The organism is Streptomyces sp. NPDC093018 (assembly GCF_040684035.1).
Lineage (GTDB): Bacteria > Actinomycetota > Actinomycetes > Streptomycetales > Streptomycetaceae > Streptomyces > Streptomyces murinus.
In genome coordinates, this window is record NZ_JBFBFF010000004.1 from 490,727 (window position 1) to 509,623 (window position 18,897).

21 protein-coding genes are annotated in these 18,897 nt (G+C 68.0%); 12 read left to right on the forward strand and 9 right to left on the reverse strand.

Annotated features, from left to right (window positions below; genetic code table 11):
- Positions 1-31 precede the first annotated feature (31 nt).
- The 10 genes from ppdK to AB0N90_RS12845 all read left to right on the forward strand — a co-directional run bounded on the left by ppdK (position 32) and on the right by AB0N90_RS12845 (position 8,031).
- The gene (gene ppdK, locus AB0N90_RS12800) at positions 32-2,752 is read left to right on the forward strand and encodes a pyruvate, phosphate dikinase (protein WP_361667878.1); all 2,721 of its coding nucleotides are present in this window, start codon (positions 32-34) and stop codon (positions 2,750-2,752) included.
- 591 nt (positions 2,753-3,343) lie between these two features.
- Complete coding sequence (locus tag AB0N90_RS12805; protein ID WP_365195577.1) at positions 3,344-4,084, forward strand: hypothetical protein; 741 nt, start codon at positions 3,344-3,346, stop codon at positions 4,082-4,084.
- On the forward strand, positions 4,081-4,227 hold the full coding sequence (locus tag AB0N90_RS12810) for a hypothetical protein (RefSeq protein WP_365195580.1): 147 nt from the start codon (positions 4,081-4,083) through the stop codon (positions 4,225-4,227). Before AB0N90_RS12805 ends, AB0N90_RS12810 begins: the two co-directional genes overlap by 4 nt.
- Entirely contained in the window at positions 4,224-4,607 is a 384-nt protein-coding gene (locus AB0N90_RS12815; protein WP_365195583.1) for a hypothetical protein, read from the forward strand. Before AB0N90_RS12810 ends, AB0N90_RS12815 begins: the two co-directional genes overlap by 4 nt.
- Positions 4,604-4,912: a hypothetical protein gene (locus AB0N90_RS12820; protein WP_365195585.1), complete on the forward strand. Its 309-nt coding sequence runs from the start codon at positions 4,604-4,606 to the stop codon at positions 4,910-4,912. Before AB0N90_RS12815 ends, AB0N90_RS12820 begins: the two co-directional genes overlap by 4 nt.
- Positions 4,913-5,088: 176 nt before the next feature.
- The gene (locus AB0N90_RS12825; RefSeq protein ID WP_365195588.1) at positions 5,089-5,298 is read left to right on the forward strand and encodes a hypothetical protein; all 210 of its coding nucleotides are present in this window, start codon (positions 5,089-5,091) and stop codon (positions 5,296-5,298) included.
- A 5-nt stretch (positions 5,299-5,303) separates the two neighbouring features.
- Positions 5,304-5,840, forward strand: a complete 537-nt coding sequence (locus AB0N90_RS12830) for a DUF6879 family protein (protein WP_365195590.1) — start codon at positions 5,304-5,306, stop codon at positions 5,838-5,840.
- Positions 5,837-6,679 (forward strand): helix-turn-helix transcriptional regulator, encoded by an 843-nt coding sequence (locus tag AB0N90_RS12835; protein ID WP_365195593.1) that lies wholly within the window; start codon positions 5,837-5,839, stop codon positions 6,677-6,679. Before AB0N90_RS12830 ends, AB0N90_RS12835 begins: the two co-directional genes overlap by 4 nt.
- A 558-nt stretch (positions 6,680-7,237) precedes the next feature.
- Positions 7,238-7,570, forward strand: a complete 333-nt coding sequence (locus AB0N90_RS12840; protein WP_365195596.1) for a hypothetical protein — start codon at positions 7,238-7,240, stop codon at positions 7,568-7,570.
- Entirely contained in the window at positions 7,567-8,031 is a 465-nt protein-coding gene (locus AB0N90_RS12845) for a hypothetical protein (RefSeq protein WP_365195599.1), read from the forward strand. Before AB0N90_RS12840 ends, AB0N90_RS12845 begins: the two co-directional genes overlap by 4 nt.
- Before the next feature lie 242 nt (positions 8,032-8,273).
- On the opposite strand, the gene AB0N90_RS12850 is transcribed toward AB0N90_RS12845, so the two are convergent.
- The 9 genes from AB0N90_RS12850 to AB0N90_RS12890 all read right to left on the reverse strand — a co-directional run bounded on the left by AB0N90_RS12850 (position 8,274) and on the right by AB0N90_RS12890 (position 16,825).
- A complete protein-coding gene (locus tag AB0N90_RS12850; RefSeq protein ID WP_365195601.1) occupies positions 8,274-12,407 on the reverse strand; it encodes a hypothetical protein in 4,134 nt (1,377 codons plus the stop codon).
- 55 nt (positions 12,408-12,462) lie between these two features.
- Positions 12,463-12,678, reverse strand: coding sequence for a hypothetical protein (locus AB0N90_RS12855; RefSeq protein WP_365195604.1), 216 nt, complete (start codon positions 12,676-12,678; stop codon positions 12,463-12,465).
- A complete protein-coding gene (locus AB0N90_RS12860; protein WP_365195606.1) occupies positions 12,675-13,061 on the reverse strand; it encodes a hypothetical protein in 387 nt (128 codons plus the stop codon). The genes AB0N90_RS12855 and AB0N90_RS12860 overlap by 4 nt, the downstream gene beginning before the upstream one ends.
- 286 nt (positions 13,062-13,347) lie before the next feature.
- Positions 13,348-13,959 (reverse strand): hypothetical protein, encoded by a 612-nt coding sequence (locus tag AB0N90_RS12865; RefSeq protein ID WP_365195609.1) that lies wholly within the window; start codon positions 13,957-13,959, stop codon positions 13,348-13,350.
- Positions 13,956-14,192, reverse strand: a complete 237-nt coding sequence (locus AB0N90_RS12870) for a hypothetical protein (protein ID WP_365195611.1) — start codon at positions 14,190-14,192, stop codon at positions 13,956-13,958. The genes AB0N90_RS12865 and AB0N90_RS12870 overlap by 4 nt, the downstream gene beginning before the upstream one ends.
- Positions 14,189-14,518 (reverse strand): hypothetical protein, encoded by a 330-nt coding sequence (locus tag AB0N90_RS12875; RefSeq protein ID WP_365195614.1) that lies wholly within the window; start codon positions 14,516-14,518, stop codon positions 14,189-14,191. Before AB0N90_RS12875 ends, AB0N90_RS12870 begins: the two co-directional genes overlap by 4 nt.
- Positions 14,515-16,248, reverse strand: a complete 1,734-nt coding sequence (locus AB0N90_RS12880) for a YfjI family protein (RefSeq protein ID WP_365195616.1) — start codon at positions 16,246-16,248, stop codon at positions 14,515-14,517. Before AB0N90_RS12880 ends, AB0N90_RS12875 begins: the two co-directional genes overlap by 4 nt.
- Positions 16,245-16,580 (reverse strand): hypothetical protein, encoded by a 336-nt coding sequence (locus tag AB0N90_RS12885; RefSeq protein WP_365195619.1) that lies wholly within the window; start codon positions 16,578-16,580, stop codon positions 16,245-16,247. Before AB0N90_RS12885 ends, AB0N90_RS12880 begins: the two co-directional genes overlap by 4 nt.
- Positions 16,577-16,825, reverse strand: a complete 249-nt coding sequence (locus AB0N90_RS12890) for a hypothetical protein (RefSeq protein ID WP_365195622.1) — start codon at positions 16,823-16,825, stop codon at positions 16,577-16,579. The genes AB0N90_RS12885 and AB0N90_RS12890 overlap by 4 nt, the downstream gene beginning before the upstream one ends.
- A 131-nt stretch (positions 16,826-16,956) precedes the next feature.
- Between AB0N90_RS12890 and AB0N90_RS12895 the strand changes: the two genes are divergently transcribed.
- Both AB0N90_RS12895 and AB0N90_RS12900 read left to right on the forward strand, forming a co-directional pair.
- On the forward strand, positions 16,957-17,382 hold the full coding sequence (locus AB0N90_RS12895) for a helix-turn-helix transcriptional regulator (protein ID WP_365195625.1): 426 nt from the start codon (positions 16,957-16,959) through the stop codon (positions 17,380-17,382).
- Positions 17,382-18,608 carry a tyrosine-type recombinase/integrase gene (locus tag AB0N90_RS12900; RefSeq protein WP_365195628.1) on the forward strand — a complete coding sequence of 409 codons (1,227 nt, stop codon included), beginning with the start codon at positions 17,382-17,384 and terminating at the stop codon, positions 18,606-18,608. The genes AB0N90_RS12895 and AB0N90_RS12900 overlap by 1 nt, the downstream gene beginning before the upstream one ends.
- The last annotated feature ends 289 nt before the right edge of the window (positions 18,609-18,897 follow it).

Consider the following 18,897-nt stretch of genomic DNA (forward strand, 5'->3'; position numbering starts at 1 on the left):
CAGCCACCGTGGCCTCAAGGAGTCGAGTCCCGTGTCGGAAAACAAAGCACCCCACGTAGCGAAGTTCGTTTACGACTTCACCGAGGGAAACAAGGACCTCAAAGACCTCCTCGGCGGCAAGGGCGCGAACCTCGCCGAGATGACCAACCTGGGTCTTCCGGTTCCTCCCGGTTTCACCATCACCACGGAGGCCTGCAAGGGCTACCTGGAGAACGGCGAGGAGCCGGCGGCACTGCGTGACGAGGTGAGTGCGCACCTCGACGCCCTTGAGGCCCGCATGGGCAAGAAGCTCGGCCAGGCGGACGACCCGCTGCTGGTGTCGGTGCGCTCGGGCGCCAAGTTCTCCATGCCCGGCATGATGGACACGGTCTTGAACATCGGCCTGTCGGACAAGTCGGTCCAGGGCCTGGCCAAGCAGGCCGGCGACGAGCGCTTCGCGTGGGACTCCTACCGCCGCCTCATCCAGATGTTCGGCAAGACCGTCCTCGGCGTCGAGGGCGACCTCTTCGAGGAGGCCCTGGAGAAGGCCAAGGACGCCAAGAAGGTCAAGGTCGACACCGACCTGGAGGCCGCCGACCTCAAGAAGCTGGTCACCGCCTTCAAGAAGATCGTCAAGAAGGAGGCCGGCCGGGACTTCCCGCAGGACCCGCGGGAGCAGATGGACCTCGCCATCAAGGCCGTCTTCGAGTCCTGGAACGGCGACCGCGCCAAGCTCTACCGCCGCCAGGAGCGCATCCCGCACGACCTGGGCACGGCCGTCAACATCTGCTCGATGGTCTTCGGCAACCTCGGCCCCGACTCCGGCACCGGCGTCGCCTTCACCCGCGACCCCGCCTCCGGCCACCAGGGCGTCTACGGCGACTACCTCCAGAACGCCCAGGGCGAGGACGTGGTGGCGGGCATCCGCAACACCGTCCCGCTGGCGGAGCTGGAGCGGATCGACAAGAAGTCGTACGACCAGCTGATGCAGATCATGGAGACGCTGGAGAACCACTACAAGGACCTCTGCGACATCGAGTTCACGATCGAGCGCGGTCAGCTGTGGATGCTCCAGACCCGGGTCGGCAAGCGCACCGCGGGCGCCGCGTTCCGCATCGCCACCCAGCTGGTCGACCAGGGCCTGATCGACGAGACCGAGGCGCTCCAGCGCGTCACCGGCGCCCAGCTGGCCCAGCTGATGTTCCCGCGCTTCGACGAGCAGGCGAAGGTCGAGCAGGTCGGGCGCGGTATCGCGGCCTCCCCGGGCGCGGCGGTCGGCAAGGCGGTCTTCGACTCGTACACGGCCGTCAAGTGGTCGCGCTCGGGTGAGAAGGTCATCCTGGTCCGCCGGGAGACCAACCCCGACGACCTCGACGGCATGATCGCGGCCGAGGGCATTCTGACCTCGCGCGGCGGCAAGACCTCCCACGCGGCCGTGGTTGCGCGCGGCATGGGCAAGACCTGTGTCTGCGGCGCGGAGGAGCTGGAGGTCGACACCAAGCGGCGCCGTATGACGGTCCCCGGCGGCCATGTGGTCGAGGAGGGCGACGTCATCTCCATCGACGGCTCCACCGGCAAGGTCTACCTGGGCGAGGTCCCGGTGGTCCCCTCCCCGGTCGTGGAGTACTTCGAGGGCCGGATGCACCCGGGCGCGGACGACGCGGACGAACTGGTCGAGGCCGTGCACCGGATGATGGCCTTCGCCGACCGCAAGCGCCGGCTGCGGGTGCGCGCCAACGCGGACAACGCCGAGGACGCGCTGCGCGCCCGCCGCTTCGGCGCCCAGGGCATCGGCCTGTGCCGCACCGAGCACATGTTCCTCGGCGAGCGCCGCGAGATGGTCGAGAAGCTGATCCTCGCGGACACGGGCGAGGAGCGCGAAGCGGCCCTCACCGAGCTGCTCCCGCTCCAGAAGAAGGACTTCGTCGAGCTCTTCGAGGCGATGGACGGCCTGCCCGTCACCATCCGCCTCCTCGACCCGCCGCTGCACGAGTTCCTGCCCGACATCACGGAGCTGTCGGTCCGCGTGGCCCTCGCCGAGTCCCGGCAGGAGCCGCACGAGAACGACCTGCGCCTGCTCCAGGCCGTGCACCGGCTGCACGAGCAGAACCCCATGCTGGGCCTGCGCGGCGTCCGCCTCGGTCTGGTCATCCCCGGTCTGTTCGCGATGCAGGTCCGCGCGATCGCCGAGGCGGCCGCGGAGCGCAAGGCGGCGAAGGGCGACCCGCGCGCCGAGGTGATGATCCCGCTCGTCGGCACCGTCCAGGAGCTGGAGATCGTCCGCGAGGAGGCCGACAGGGTCATCGCGGAGGTGCAGGCGGCGACGGGCACCGAGCTGAAGCTGGCGATCGGCACGATGATCGAACTGCCGCGCGCCGCGCTGACCGCCGGTCAGATCGCGGAGGCGGCGGAGTTCTTCTCCTTCGGCACGAACGACCTCACGCAGACGGTCTGGGGCTTCAGCCGGGACGACGTGGAGGCATCCTTCTTCACGGCCTACCTGGAGAAGGGCATCTTCGGAGTCTCCCCCTTCGAGACGATCGACAAGGACGGCGTGGGCTCCCTGGTGAAGCTGGCCGCGGAGGCCGGCCGCCGCACTCGCCCCGACCTCAAGCTCGGCGTCTGCGGCGAGCACGGCGGCGACCCGGAGTCGGTCCACTTCTTCCACGAGGTCGGCCTGGACTACGTCTCCTGCTCCCCGTTCCGCATCCCGGTCGCCCGCCTCGAAGCGGGCCGCGCGGCAACCCAGTCCACGGGCAGCGACCACCGCTGACCCCTACCGGCCCCCGAACCCCGGGCCCGTCGTCGGTCCCCGACCCTCACCCGATCGACGACGGCCCCGGCGCACGAAAGAGGCGGCACCCTGTGCGGGGGTGCCGCCTCTCGGCGCATGATCTGCCCAGTTGTGTCAACTGCGGCCTTGACCTGCGGAAATGGAACCGGTCACCCCTGACTGTGCCCGGTCATGCCCCGTTGAACTGTGCCCCCGTTGTGCCCCCGGTGCCCCGACCGGGGGCACGTTACTTTCCGTCGCCGCTTGCATGGTCCGTGTTCGGCCGCTTAGGCATGTCGTCGGTCTCTCCGGTGAGCCACCGCAGGAAGTCCCGGATGTACTGGCCTCGCTGCCGCGTCCCCACGGTGGCGCCAGCCTTGTCCCAAAGCTCCTTCTCGACCCTGACGGTCTGCCGTGGGGTCTTCTCTACGTTTGGCATGCCCCGAGACTAGCCCTTGCGGTGTCATGACACCAGGGCCTACGGTGGGTGTCATGACACCGGGGGTTTCCCGGAACGTCAACGGCCCTACCTGCGTGCGCTAACACGGAGATAGGGCCTGACGGATCACCTGCACGTACAGGAGAACCGCTATGGCTCAGTCTGTCATCAGCCAGCACGTTGCCGCTCTGTCCGGCATCCCCCCGCAGCCCACGGCCGCCGAGCGCGAACAACTCACCAGCAAGCCCGCCCCCGTCCAGGCCGAGACCTTCGACGTCAGCAAGGTCATCGCCGCCCTGCCCGAGGCGGTAGACGTGGCCATGAAGAAGGCGCTGCCCGACCAGTACACGCCCGAGCTCGCCGCGCAGATCGCCGCGGGCGCCATCCGCCGTATACGGGCCTGGCAGCAGCAGCAGCCGCTCACCGCGGCCCAGCGCGGCCCCGCCTGGATCACCCGCTACGGCTGCAACCCCGAGTGCCAGCTCGACCACGCCGGCGCCGACGGGGAACCCGGCTGGCACTCCACCGCGCCGATCGAGACCGAGCACCGCAGCATCGACGACAACCACAGCGCCGCCGAGAACCAGGCGCTCCCCCTTCTCGGCGCGCAGATCGTCGTGAGTAACGAGCGGTCCCAGGCATACGGCCGCCACACCAGCGTGTGGCTTCACCTCGGCACCACTACCGGCACCCTGACGGTCGCTGAGGCTCGTGAGGCGTTGACCGCGATCCGTGGCTTCGCCGCCGAGTTCGAGGCCGTTGTCGACTCGGCCGAGGTGATCGCCGCCGCTGATTTCGACGGTGACCCGGAGATCGCGGCGGCCGACCGTGAGGCCGATGACCGCCGGATTCGCGCCATCACCGAGCGCCTCCAGCAGGGTGGTGCCTGGTGACGAACCAGACCGAGACGGCCCGCCCGGCGCGGGCCGTGCCCGGCCGGCGTCTCATCGCCGCCGGGGTCATCAGCGGCCGTATCGACGTCCGTATCACCGAGGCCGGTGTCACCGGCGTCATCCGTAAGGGGGTCCGCCGGTGAGCGCCGAGCAGCCGCGCATGGTCATGTTGCCCACCAGCGACCACGGGGACATCACCCTGCCCGAACCCTCCTGGTGTGCCGGTCACGCCCACCACGACCCCGAGTCCCTGCGGGCTGATCTGATCCACGCCGGGCCGACGGTCGAGTGCGCGTTCCTCGGTGTGCCTCTGTTCTGCGCCGAGATCGTGCAGTCCCCCTTTGCGGCTGTCGACCGATCCTTGCTGGGCGGCCAGACCGCGGGCGTCTCGGTGGACCCGCTGGGCAAGACCCTTGATCCGGTCCAGCTGTACTCCCTGGCCGCTGTCCTTGACGGGTACGCCGACCGGCTGCGCGACCTGGCCGACCGGCTCGCCCGGGTTCTTGGCGGTGAGGGCCGATGAAGACTCCGCCCGCGATCGGCAAGTCCGCCTCGGTGAAGGTCGACGCGCGACTGTACGCCGATCTGGAAACGCTGCTCCGCACCGGTATGACCGTGTCCGATGCTGTGCGTACCGCCGCGGCGATCGTGGCCGGGACCTACCGTGCAGCGTGGGAGACCGGGCGTTGTCCGGACGGGGTCCGTCCGACGATCACCCGGTACTTCATCGAGGCGTATGACGCGGGTCAGAAGCCTGTGCGGGGGTCGGTGCAGACCACTGTTCCGACGCCGTACCGGGAGCGTCCGACCGCCGGTCCGACGCCGTAGCCGATCGTCCGACCGCCCAGACGCTGCGTCATACGGACGGTCGGACGCACCAGGCTGGCCACGTTGCCAGCAACTGGACACAGCCCTGAACACTCATGCAATCCCGCGCAATCACCCGGCGCCTCGCCGCAACGCACAGCATGCTGGACCAACCAACGGCCAGAACGGAGAGCATCATGCAGCTCAGGTTCATCGGCACCACGTCGGAGGACGGTAACTGCCCCACCCTGTACGAGGACCTCGACACCGGCGACATCGTCGTGCAGGGCTACACCGTCACCGACCCCAGCGACATCGCCCAGCTCCGCGATGTCCTCGACAGCGAGTCGTTCGTCCGCATCCCACGCGAACTGCTCACCCGCTTCGCGCCCCGAGACAAGGAGTAGACCGCGTGCCCGACCTGATCCCCTTCGATGAGATCACTCACCTGTTCAGCGAGTTCGAGCACACGGCCTGGCGGCTGGAGACCCAGCGCGGGTACGCCACCGACCGCGTGAGTCCGAACTGGGCGCGCTTCCAGAGCGGCGAGACGTTCGGCTATGACCCGGCCAGTCCCTGGCAGGCCAACGTCCGCGAGCAGACCAAGGCCGGAAAGCGGATCGAACGTGTGCGCCTGGTCGACAGTCCGCCCACCGATGGGCAGCGGTTCCTCCTCGCCACGGGGCTCGGCAACGTGGCCGCTGGCGAGGACATCCGCAACCTGTTCCGGACGGACGCGGAGGGACTCGGGCTGCCGGAGTACGACTTCTGGCTGTTCGACTCGCGCACGGTCGTCCGGTTCGCCATCGACGGCGACGGCGTGACCCTCGGGGTAACCGTGCACGAAGACAGCGAGACCATCGTCCAGGCGTGTCAAGTCCGTGATGCGGCATGGCACTTCGCAGTCCCTACCAGGCAGTTCCAGGCCCAGGTACCGTCTGCCACGTGAGCACCGACTACCAGTCCGGCCGTGAGGCGCTCGGTGTGCGGCTACGCGAGCTGCGCACCGAGGCTGGCTTGCAGGGCAAAGACCTCGCCGAGCGGCTGGGCTGGCAGCGCTCCAAGGTGTCACGGCTGGAGAACGGCAAGCAGACCGCCACAGCCGCCGACCTTGAAGCGTGGGCGACCGCCTTGGGCGTTCCCGGTGAGGTGGCGGACCTGCACAGCCGGCTGCGCGGTCTGGAGTCCCAGCAGCGCTCCTGGCGCCGTCAACTCGCCACCGGTCACCGCGCTGTGCAAGACCGATACGTGGCCGAGTACCGGCGCACTACCACCGTCCGCGGCTATGAGGCCACTGTCGTCCCTGGGCTGTTCCAGACGCCCGGCTACGCCCGTCATCTGCTCATCATGAACGCCGAGCTGAGACAGTCGCCCCGCGATACTGACGAGGCCGTGAACGCCCGCATGCGCCGCCAAGAGGTGCTGTACGAGAGTGACAAGCTGTTCCGCGTCCTCATCTGGGAGGGCGCGCTGCACGCCCTAGTCGGGCCCACTGAGGTGATGGCCGGCCAACTCGACCGGCTTATCGGACTGATTGGCCTGCCGCAGATCGAGATCGGCATCGTGCCGTTCGGCGCTCGGCTCAAGCTCTCCCCGAAGCACGGCTTTTGGATCTTCGATGAACATCGGGTGGTCGTCGAGACCATCAACACCGAGTTCACGCTGGAATCCACGGACGACCTCGCCCTGTACGGAAGGGTATGGGACAGGCTCGGCGAGTCCGCCGTACAAGGGCAGCAGGCGCGCCGTCTGATCGGCCGTGCAAGGGCGTCGCTCGACCTCAGTTGAGCAACCCGCCCCAACTCGGCAGGCAGACGCGCAATCCGGCGCAATCGGCGCACAGGGCCGTTCCCGCCCTACCTACGGTCACGGCATGGCATCAAAAGCCTCCGTCAGCAGGCTTCGGCAAGCAGGGCAGGACTGGCTCCTGTCCTGCACGCCGCACCCCACCGCCGCCCGGCGTGCATGGGAGCAGGAGCAGCTGTTCCCCATGCCCACTGGAACCCAGTGGCGAGTAGTCGAAGCGGCTCTTCTCCCATCCGTTCATGCGATGAAGCGCATCGGCTCCCCACGCCTTGGCCCGGTCCTCGTTGATGTGGAAGCTAACCGCGCCTGGTGGCTCGTGGCGCCAAGCCTCAGCGACGAGCTGGACGACATGCGGCAGCTGCTCGTTCGCCCAGCGGGCTGGGCCCTCAAGTGCCCGCCGGTCCTGTACTCCGTCGGCGGCCGTGGCTGGCTGGAACGCCCGGATGGCTCCGGGCGACTCACAGACCCGACGCTGCTCGCCGCTGCCTTCGGACCTGGTGGCTACCACAGTGAAGTGGAGACCTCGTGACGAGTGACACCGTGAGCAGTCCACCAAGCGTCTTGCTCGCCGGCCTGGTGCTACCGGACCCGGCGCTGCTCCTGCCGCCGCAGGTCCGGGGCGCCACCTGCGTCTGGTGCGACACGCGACTGTCGGGAGCCACCGCCCTCGACCTCGGGCCGCGGTCCGAGCCGCCGATCCTCGGCGTCGCCGGCCGCTGGTTCCCCCGCGGCTGCGCCCCCTGCACGCTGGACCAAGTGCTGGCCGCCTACAAGACGCACTGGGCGACCTGCGAGCAGTGCGTGGACGACGAGACCCTCTGTGACATCCAGCGCGGTCTCCGCGCCCTCGCCCTGGAGCTACGCCGCCAATGACCCTGATCCCCGAGGAGTCGCAGCGCCTGCACTACCTCATCGCCTACTACCACGTGCCCCCGAGCCTCTCCGAGACGCAGCACGCCGGCACGGCCTGCGTCTGGTGCGGGAGTCCAGTCGGGCCCGACGCTGTCGGCCTTGAATACCCCGATCACCGCGGCTGCCCCGACTGCTACCTGGCCCAACTCCTGTGGCTCGTCACCTGGTACGACTGGCAGCAGCACGTGCTCGGCTGCACGCCCTGCCAGCAACGGCGCACCTGCCACGTCGGCCGCGGCCGCCGCGTCCAGCACGAACTCACGATCGTGCCCGCGGGCAAGGAGCCCCTGTCCTGCGCGCAGTGCGGACGCACCGTGGAGGCGGCCGAGGCCGCGATGCCCGTCCTCGTCGAGGGCTCCGCCCATTCCCACCTTGGCTACGGCCACGCCCACTGCCTGGTTGAAAGGACCGCGAGCCGATGATCTGCGCCCGCTGCAACAAGCTGATCGAGCCCAGCGAGAAGGCCGAGACAATCGTCAACCCAGGCGCCACTGCCGCGGGCGCCGACATTGAGATCCATGCCGAGCCCTGCGACCGAGCCCGTCAGCAGACCACACCTGACGGGCGCTGGCCCTAACCCCCAGACCGCGGCCTCGCCGACCCCCTCGTGGGGAGGCCGCAAGTGAGGCCCGGCCGGATGAGATAGCCGGCCGGGCCTCTCCTATCACCTGGGCCGAGCGCCGAGCGCCGTCATGAGCTGCCGGTTGTTGCTGGCGACCTGGCCGTGGGCGCGGCCGTCGACGTAGGCGGTGAACGACTGATCGTCCACCACCAGCTGCATCTGGTCGCCCGACTGGAGCCCCACATAGGTGGGACCGTCGCTGCCGCGCACGGCCGCACCCTGAATCGCAGACCACTGCGACGGCGTCAACACCGCCTCCGGCTGACCCAACCCGTTGTACATCAGGTTCATCCCCGGAGGCATCCAGCCGCCCGAGTCGTAGCCGCCAGCCCGGTTGTACGCCGCGGGCAGGCTGCCGTAGGCGCCGAGCGCGTACTTCATCGAGGAGTACACGTTCGCGAGCGGGTTGACCGACACCCCGTACAAGAACGGGCCGGTGTTCCGGTACTTCCCTGCGAAGGACCGGAAGGTACCTCGGATCACCTGCATCAGCCCGACCGACGGGTGGCCCGCTTTCCAGTTGGAGTCCCACTTGTTGACGACCGTCGGGTTGCCGCCGGACTCCTGCTGCATGCGGCGCAGCGTGATGTTGGCGTAGGACTGCGGCTGCCCCACCTGCCGCAACGCCTGCTGGACCACACCACGCCACTGCTCAACACCCTTGGTGGGGCTGTACTTCACGTTCGGCGCCGCGGCATCGTCACCCTTCTTCCCGGCGCCGACCAGCTTGGTCACGGCGCCCTTCATCAGGTCCTTCAGCAGGCCGACGACACCGATGTTCCCGCCGGGGATCTTGTTGATGAGCGGGGTGACGACGCTCTTCACGCCCGCCTGGATGGCGCTCCCGAACGTGTCCTTCAGCCAGGATGCGCCCTTCTTCACCTTGTCCCAGCCGCTGCTCAGCACGTTGCCGATACCGTCGAAGATGCCACCGCCCGCGAACCCGAGCTGATTCCGCACCCCGGACACTCCGCCGGCGCGGGCCGCGGCGTTCATGGCGTTCACGTAGCCAGGGCCGACCGCGCGGGTCCACTCCGGCCGCATGATGGCCTCGCCGCCGGAGAGAGCGACAGGGCCTGCTGTGGACGGCACGAGGTGGACGTCCCGGCCGGGCGTGTACCCGGGCATGATGCCGCCGGTGGCAAACTTCATGACGCCGAGGTGCTTGCCACCGAACGCGTCGGTGACGAGGTTCCACACCTTGCGGATGCCGTTGTTGTACACCACGTCGACCACATACTTGACGGGTGTTTTCGCGATGTCCTTGATTTTGTCCCAGGCGGTCTTGATCCCGGCCTGCGCGGCCTCGAACGACCCTACGATCTTGTTCGTCAGGGTGACACCCCAGCCCGGGATCGTCTTCGTGAAGAAGTCCCGGATCGGGTAGAAGACCCACTTCTTCAGCCAGTCCCAGACATCGGAGAAGCCGGACTTGATCTGCCCCCAATGCTTGATGATGTAGACGACGGCCAATCCGATAGGCCCGGTCAGGGCGCCGAGGATCCACGGCCAGTTCTTCTTCACCCAGTCGATCACCACACGGAAAGCGGCCGGAATCGTCTTCGTGAAGAAGTCAACAAACGGACCCTTGAACCAGGTGATCAGAACCTGGGCAGCCACCTTGATCAGTTCCCACGTGCCCTTGATGGCATCCCGGAACCAGGCGCACTTCGTCCACAGAACCGTGACCGCGATGACCACCGCGGCGATGCCGAGAACGATCCAACCCCACGGACCAGCCTCGCTGATCAGTTGGAAGGCTGCCATGACCCCATTCAGCAGCAGCTGGGCGGCTATCCACAGCTTCGTCGCGACGTACAGGCCATAGACCATCGGGATGAGCCCCGGAACGTGGACCGCGAGCCAGCCGATTCCCTGCGCCAGACCGCCGATCATCTTGAGCAAGGGACCGGAGACAGGGGCCAATGCCTTCCCGATGTTGATGATCGCACCCACGATCTTCCCCAGGGTCGCCGCCACCAACGGGCCCTTGTCCGCGGCGTAGCTGAGGAAGTTCTGGAATTGCGGCGACCCCTTCAGGCCGGCACCCCACTTGGCGAACCTTCCGGTGATCCGCTGCAGCGTAGATGAGATGCCGTTCATGTGCGGCAGGAAGCCGTCAACGATCCCGGCCATACCTTTGAGGACGTTCCCGAAGGCGATCCCCAAGCCCTTGATCGCAGGCTTCACCGAGCCCTGCAAATCCTTCTTGAACCCCTGCCAGAACGGCGTCTTGATCTGCCTCGAAGCCCGGTCCTGCAAGTCCGTGATCGCATCGGCTGCATTAAGGACGAACGGGGTCAGCCCCGGCAGGGCGGCCTTCAGCCCGTTGAGCGCCCTCGTGAAGATCGGCATGACAGCGGGCTGCAAGCTCCGCGACCATGACGAGAACGCGGTCCGCAGGCCGATGAACGCGTTGTACGTCGTCCGCGCGCTCGGTGTCAGTTTCGCCAGCTCCGCCTTGTACTTCGCCTGCGCCGTAGCCGCCGCATCCGCTCCACCCGCCGCTGACAACTGCGCCTGCTGCAACTGGCGTTGCGCCGACGCCGCCTGGTCGGCGGCCTGCTGCTGGGCGTTCGCCACATTGCTCTGTGCGTCGGCGATCCGCTGCTGCGCCTGCGCGATCTGCTGCGCGTTCTGCGTGGCGGTGCGGGCCTGCGCGTCCTGCGCATCCTTCAGGGCCTGCGTCTTGTCCGCGACGGCCTGCTGGGCCTGCGTCAGCTGGTCCTGGGCGTTCTTGTAGGTCTGGCTGCCCTTGACCCCGGCCTTGTTCGCGGCGTCGGTCTGCGTCTTCAGTCGCTGGGTCTGGAGCTGCTGCTCCTTCAGCGCCTGCACGGCCTGGTCGTAGGCGAGCTGTGCGCGAGCCCTCTGATCGTCGGTCGACGCCGTGTTCGCGAACACCGCGTCCCGCTGCTTCTTCGCGTCCGCGAGATCGAACTCGGCCTGCTTCTGCGCCAACGTCGAATCGGTGAGCTGGTTGTTGAGATCCTGAAGTTCCTGCACGGCCTGCTGCCGCGCCGCCGTCAGGTTCTTCTGAGCCTGCACCGCAGCCGTCTGCGCGTCCGTGAGATCCTTCTCAGCCGATGCGACCGCGCGGGCCGCCTGCTGGTTTTGCAGGGCAGCCTGCTGCGCCGTCTGAGCCGCGCTCTGCCGGGCCTGCGACACCTGCTGCTCCGCCTGCGCGATCTGACGGGCACCATTGCGCTCCGCCGTCGCCACAGCCTGCTGCGCCGACGCCAACTGAAGCGCACGAGACGACGCCTGAGCCGCCGCCTGACCACCATTCGCTGTCGCCGACGCCGCAGCATCCTGAGCCGCCTTCTGCGCCTGCAACACGGTACTGATCTGCTTGAACGCAGGCACCGCGACCAGCGCGATACCACCGATCCCGGCACCAGCAGCGACAGCAGCAGCCGCGATCGCGCCGAGACCAGCCGCCACCACCGGCAAGACCGGGATCAGCGCGGGACCGAACGCCACCGCCGCAGCCGTCATCACGTTCAGACTCGACGTCGCCGCATGCGTGTCCACGTCCACGTCGGCCGTCTGGCCATCCAGCCGGTTCACCTCGGCCTGGAACGCCGCCAACTGAGCTGAGGCCGCGCCCGCGTCCACACGCACCGAGACGTCCGGGCTCTCTGTCGACAGCTGGTGCAGACGCTCCTGCAAGCGGTCGATGATGGCCGCCGCCTCCGCCGACGAGATGTCGATACCGATCCGGACGTCCCGCAAGGACTCCATCTGCGCCCGCAGGTTCGCCAACTCCCGCTCGGCGTCCGTGGAGTTCGCGTTCAGACGGACGTCCGGCAGGTTCGCCAGCGCCGCCTCCAGGCGCGCCTTGAAACTCCGGACGAACGCGGAACCAGTCGCGTCACCCTGACGAGTCGCCGGCGCCCGGGACTGCTGACCGCCCAACGTGACGCCGTCCCGCAAGGACGTGGCCACCTGGGAAGCGATCTGCCGGCCGATCTGCGCGCCCAGGCGCTCGCCGATCCGCACCGCCGTCGCGTTGCTGACGGCGCCCTGCATCGCAGGGCCGAACGCGCGGCCCGCGGCCTTGCCCGCGTCCTCACCGGCGCGTGTCGCTGCGGGCACGAGGGCGTCGCGCAGGTTGTTGTAGATGCCCTGCGTGTTGGGGACGACGTCGACCTCGACGGAGCCCACATTGATAGCCATGGCTGCCCCTCTCTGGCAGTCCGTGGCGCGGGCCTCTGAAAGGGTCTAGCGAAGATCAGTTGTGTTGCGTGTCCACCCAGGCGGGCGGCTGCAGGTGGGCCTCCCAATCACGGCCCTCGGTGTACGCCCTGCGGGCCACCTGCCAGCGGATACGGGCGTACCCGACTTCCAAGGGGTCCTCAAGGTCGCTCACCCACCAGTCCGCGGGGTCGAAGACGTCCAGCGGCGGCGGATAGCCCGCCGTCTCCGGATTCGGCCTACGGCGCCTCACGAGGCCGGCCGCACACCGTAGGAGCCGCGAGCAGCGCCGCGACGCTGGGGACGCTCGTCCTCCTCGCCGGACGGCATCCGCAGGGAGGCGAGCAGCCGGGCTAGCACCAGGGACTGCTGCCGGTGCTCCGTGATCACCGGGTTGGTCACCTCCTCGCCCTTCGCGTTCGTCACGGTCAGCCGGCCGCGGCCGGCTGCGGCCGACAACCGGTCCAGCAGGTCCGCGGTACGGCACGCCTGCAGCAGCAGCAGCTGCTCGTGCACGTCCAGGTCGAACGGATCGGCCACCGACTCCCACAGCCGGGTGCCGGACTCGTCCAGGCCGCCCGGCACGGGCGTTACGGCTACAGCCGCTTGACCTGCGGCGACGCTGAGATGGGTCATGGTGGGTACCTCCTAACGTCCTGACAGCCTGTCAGGGGATCGGATAAACCCGCAGGTCAGCGGGGTGCATGGGATCGTTTCAGGGGTCAGCGGCAGTCAGGTGCTATACGGCCCCGATCCGGGAGAACCGGGGGCGGGGGTGGCACCCCCCACCCTCGGCTTCCCTCTGGCGCGGGCCTTCGGCGCTGGTGCGGCTCGTGAGGTAGCCGGCTCCGCACCATGGGTCTCGACGGCCGTCATGCCAGCGATCATCGAGTGCCTTTGACGCCGAAGATCAGATGTCCTGTCAGGCTGCGTTGCTCGGCTGATCGCCATCGAGCGGTCGTGAGGCCGCTGCCTCCAGCTGGTAGTGGTCCATGCCCTCGACCCCGGCCGGCGGCAGCACCCCGTACCGCATGGCCTGCTGCAACCGCCACACTCCGTCCTCGGTGTTGGGCAGCTGCTGCATCTCGGCCAGTGTGTCAGCGTCCGAGGGACGGTCGGCGACGTAGGCGTGCACGACCCTGGCCCACACCGGATCGCCGCTGTAGTCGGCGGCCCGCGACGCGATGGCCTTCGCCAGCGTGGTGTCGCCGTCGCGGTCAGCCCGCTGCATCATGCGCAGTGCCTCGTCGGCGCTCTCGACACGGGCTGCCCGGTCGGCCGCGTCACGCCGGCTGACCGCGGCTTGCGGGTCGAGGCTGATGCCGTTGCTGCCGAACAGCTTGCGTTCCAACTGCTGTCGCTGCCGCTGTACAGAGCGGGTCTCGGCGTCCTTGAGTTCGCCGAGTTGCCGGTGGGCGTCGAGGTAGGCGCGGGCGATCATCGTCTGCTTGATGTGTGGGGCCAGGTTGCGCTGGCTGTTGATGCGTTCGGCCTTGGCGTTGAGCTGGTTACGGACGTCGTCTGCGGTGCTCATGGGGTGTTGCCTTTCTGCTGGTACGCGTGGGTTTGGATGCCGAGGGCGATCTGTTCGGCGGTGTGGGTTGCGTCGACGGCCCGGACTGCTTCGGCGAGGCCGCTCATGCCGTGGAAGGTGACGGTGCGGAGTTCGTCGGGGGTGAGGCTGTCGAGGATGAGGTGGAGGGCGTCGGTGTTGCCGCGCAGGGCGTGGATGATGGCGCCGCAGGCCATGAGGCCGGTGTCGCTCACGATGTCTCCTCGGTGGGCCGGTTGGGGCACTGGCCGCCGTGGACGTCGTTGCAGGGCGGCTGGTGTGGTGCCCGGCAGAGCCACATGCCGCAGTCGCGGATGCAGGGCCGGCCGCGGCCTTTTCCGAGGGGCCGGTCGCAGACGGTGCAGCGGCGGCGGAGCTTGGTGCGCTTGCGGGTCTCCAGGCCGGCTGTGCGGCGCTCGGCGAACGCCGCACGCTGTTCCCGCTGTTGCTGCGTCTTGTTGCGGGCTGCGGCTATCCGGGCCTCCACCTGCTGGTCGACGTGGGAGTTCTGGGATTTGTGGGACGCAAGTTGGGAGATCACGATGTCTCCTTCGGGTTGGCGATCCAGGGGTGCACGGCAAACCTGGGGGAGGGCTTACGCCCTCGCCGCCCCTGCGTGTCAGGCGGAGGGATGAGGGCGATCCAGCCGTGTTCTTCGAGCTGAAGGAGCGTGTCGTTCATCGCGTCCATGTCCTCAGCCCACTCACGACCCTTGAGGGCTTGCCACGCGTCGCGGGCGGAGAAGTCGGCCCCCGCGTCCCTGCGGGCGGAGAGCCAGCCGAGGACATCGCGCAACGGCTTGAGCTTGCCTTCTCGGTTGCGCCCCATCAGGTCGAAGACGGCGCGGGCGTGGGCGATGAAGTACGGCGCCATGCCAAGCACGTCGTTCATGCGCTCAGTGCTGATCTCTCGGGCCCGGGGGTCCTCGAAGAGCGTGAGGCATGCGGCGATGCGGATGAGCTGGCCGCGTAGCTTCCCCGCCCAATCCGCGAGGTCGTACAGGTCGCCACCGGGCTTCCTTCGTCTGGCGAAGGCGTTGTAGTAGTCGGCGAACGTCTGACGGGCGCCTGCCGAGAGGGTCATGGTGTAGGTGGCGGGGCTGTCCCACAGTTGCGTCACGAGCGCGCGGATGCGGCTCCGGTAGTCCTCGACGAGAGCCAGGGGGACGGCCGGGGAGTCGAAGGTGTCCTCGGCGGTCGGCGCGGGGCGGGCGTACAGGAAGCGGCCGAGGAGACCAGACTGCCGGAACTCGGGGTTCTGTTTCTCCAACCCGGCAACGATGCCGGGCTGGACGACAAGCCCGAGTGCGAGGAACGTGGACGCCATGCGGGACGAGGAGCGCCCGGTGCGGTCGATGGTGTACGGGCCGCCTGTGTACGCCTCCAGGAGCAGATCGGTGTTGGCTTTGCCGTTGGTGCCGTATAGGCCCGCCGCGACCTTGAAGAGACCGCCCTCGGAGGCGAGCGATCCGATGCGGCCGTTCTGCTCGTACATGCGCTTGCCGAGTGCTTCGAGGGTGATGTCGCGGACGAGGAGCCGGGGCAGCTCGGGGGCCTCGCCGAGTTCGGCGAGTCGGGTACGGGCAGCCTCGGCGTCTGCTTCGGCCGCAGCGCGCTTGTCGGCGTTGTCGCCGACCGCCGCCTGTTCGGCCTTCGTCATCCGGGCGGTGGTGATCCTGACCTCTTGGGCGGTTGCCTCGACCTCGGGCCGGTGTTCCTCGATCAGCTCGTCCTCGATCTCCCGGATCGGGGCCGCCGCAGCGTTGAGCGCGGGCGTCTTCTTCTCGGAGGAGTCGGCGAGCGCAGCCATGTAGAGGGCGGTGGACTCATGCCAGTCAGATTTGACTTGGACACGGATGCGCCCGCCAGTCGCCGTCGAGATGCTCGCGAGAGCCGCGAACGCCACTAGGTCCTCGGGCGTCTGCAACGAGGCAGCCGTGGCCGTGACGAACTTCCCGAGTGCCCCGAGCAACTCGGACGGAAAGGATGGCAGCACCGGCGCCGACACCGGTATCGGCTCATCCCAGCCTGTATCCGGGTTTCGCGTCCCATAAATCCCAGAAGTGGAGACCGGTCCCACAGTGTGGTCACCGATCGGGTTTCTGGGATTTATGGGACGCGCTTCCGGGACCATAGCCCCCGGCGTCCACCCGTTGGCGGGAGAGGTGAACGGATGCCCTAGCTGGCCGCCTTCGTGACGGGCCGCGACGGCGTCACACGCGCGTCCGTTCACCGGGTAGACGCAGAAGTGTGTGAGGTCGACGTAGGTCACGCGGCGGCCCTCCTGGTGGCGCTCGGCTGCGCCTGCTGCTGGCGCGGTGTGATGGCGAGCCGGGCGACAACTTCCCAGAACTGCCAGCCGAGGTTGATGAGCCGGTTGGCTTCGGCGCGGAGCTCGGCGTCGGTGAGCCCGAACGTGCCGGGCCCGGCCGGTGCAGCGAGGCAGTCGAGGGGGTCTCGGTGGCCGCAGGGCAGCGGCTCGCAGCGGGCAGATGCTTCACGGCGGCGCCGGATCTGTGCCACGATGGCTTCAGCTTCGCCGCCCGCGAGGTTCTTCTGAGAAGGCGCCGTTATGACCGGCGCCTTCTCTGCATTCCGGGTCATGCTGCGCGCTGACCTCCACCCACCTGCTCGGTGTCGTACTGGTCGATGTCGTCCCAGCGCGCTCGCAGGTACTTCCCGACTCGGAACATCAGGGTTCCGGGGCCGGTCTGCGTCTGGTGCCAGTAGTGGATCGTCTTAGGGGGAACGCCGTAGTGCTCGGCCAGGTCGGGGACCGTGGCCAAGGGGGGCTGGCGGGAGCCTGCGGACTCGGAGACTTTCACACGCGGCAGAGAGGGCCGTGCCATTCTCTCCTCCTGATGGAGTCACTTCGGAGCATGATGTTCTATGGATGAACATTTGGTCACGCGAGTGACCGGATGGGCCCGATGATGCCCCATGGTTGCCATGTACCGCAAGGAACCCATAGTGTTCTCTCATGGAACATGAGTCGACTACCCCGGTTGAAGCCATCTCTCGTCGCGTTCGAGAGGCCCGGAGTCGCAAGGGCATGACCGCTCAGGAACTGGCGGACAAGCTGAGGGCCAGTGGCGTCCCCTGGGACAGGGGGACGGTCACGAAACTGGAGACTGGCCGCCGGCAGGGCGTCTCGGTGACTGAATGGCTTGCCTTGGCGCGGGCCTTGGACGTAGCTCCAGTCCATCTGCTGATCCCCCTGGAAGACAGGGCGCTGTTTCAGGTGACGCCCAATGAAGCGCTCCCAGCGCACCGCGTTCGCCCGTGGGCGCGCGGCATTGTGCCGCTTCCTGGATCAGATAGCCGCATCTTCCACACAGAGGTGCCTCTTGCCGAACTGCGCGCCTGGAGTGGCGAGGAGCGTCCCGTACCGCCTCAGGAGGCGTGATGGCGAAGGTGTACGACCGCTGGCACCTATCCCGGCCGCCGGCGGCCGCGGTGCCGTGTGTGGAGCACAGCACGAAGACGAACGTCGTGTACGCGAGCGGCGAGCATGGTCGCGGGGATCGCTGGCTCGTGCGCTACCGGGATCTATCCGGCAAGGGGTGCAAGGAGAGCTTCGAGAAGAAGACCGCCGCGGAATCCCGCGTCGCGAAGGTGAAGGCCGAGCTCGACAGCGGCACCTTCGTGAACCGGGAGCTCGGCAAGCAGAAGTTCAAGGACGTCGCTGAACGCTGGCAGGAGACAGCCGTACACCGCGAGCGGACCGAGACGAACGTGGAGCGGGCCCTACGGCTGCACATCTACCCGACGTTCGGAAACCGGGAGATCGGCCGTATCCAGCGGACGGACGGCCAGAAGTGGATCAAAGAGCGGTCGGCAGTCATCGCACCGTCGAGCTTCGCGACGCCCTGGAACGTCTGCACCAGCATCCTGAAGATGGCCCACCAGGAAGGCATCATCCCGAAATACCCGTGGGAAGGGCTGAAGCCGCCGGAGGTCTTCTACCCGGAGATCCACCCGCTCCATCCGGACGCGGTGAAGGCACTCATCGTCACCGCGTCTCGCCGGTACCGCGCCCTGGTGAGGCAGGCTGCATCGACGGGCCTGAGGCAGGGGGAGCTGTTCGGGCAGGAAGATGAGGAGCCATCCGGGCTCGTCACGGTCAAGCAGCAGATGATAGGCCCGGACAAGGGGGTGCCGTACCTCGGCGAGCCGAAGACGAAGCAGAGCCACCGGGGCGTGCCTCAGGGGCAGTCGGTGGTCGATGAGATCGCGAGGCACCGTGTGGAGTTCCCGCCGCAGACCGTGTGGATCGAGGACCGGACGAACCCGCGTAAGCCGGTGTGGCGTCATGCCCGGCTCCTGTACACGAGCGAGACGGGCGGGGCGATCCGGCGGGGGAGCTGGGCGAAAGTGTGGGCGCGTAACGTCCGCAGGGCGAACGCCTACTTGGAGAGGACCGGCAGCAAGGTCCGCGTCCCGGAGGGGACGACGCTTCACGATCTGCGGCACTTCTACGCCTCGGTGCTGATCAAGAACGGGGCGACGCCGAAGCAGGTGCAGAAGAGGCTCGGTCACGCTAAGCCGTCGATCACGCTGAACGTGTACACCCATCTGTGGGAAGCGGAGGAAGACCAGACCGCCGACATGATGGAATCGGTTCTCGGGTGAGGCTTACCTAAGTGCCCCGAGAGTGACCCGGTCGGGGAGCGAAGGGTCGTTCTCCCTGGTTGGAGCGTTGTCCATACACCCTGTGCGGGGGTGCCGCCTCTCGGGGTTTCTCCTGGCGGAGAGCACCGCTTTAGGAGAGCGGGTAGGGCGACGTGCTCGTGACTCGCTGCTCCGGCCGACGAGGCAACGGGCCTGTTCTCTCTCAGCAGTCGCCCTGGTTAATCGTGGCTGACCCTGCTTCTGGCACGGCCGTGGCACGCAACTCTTCGTCCCAACGGTCGGTGGGGCG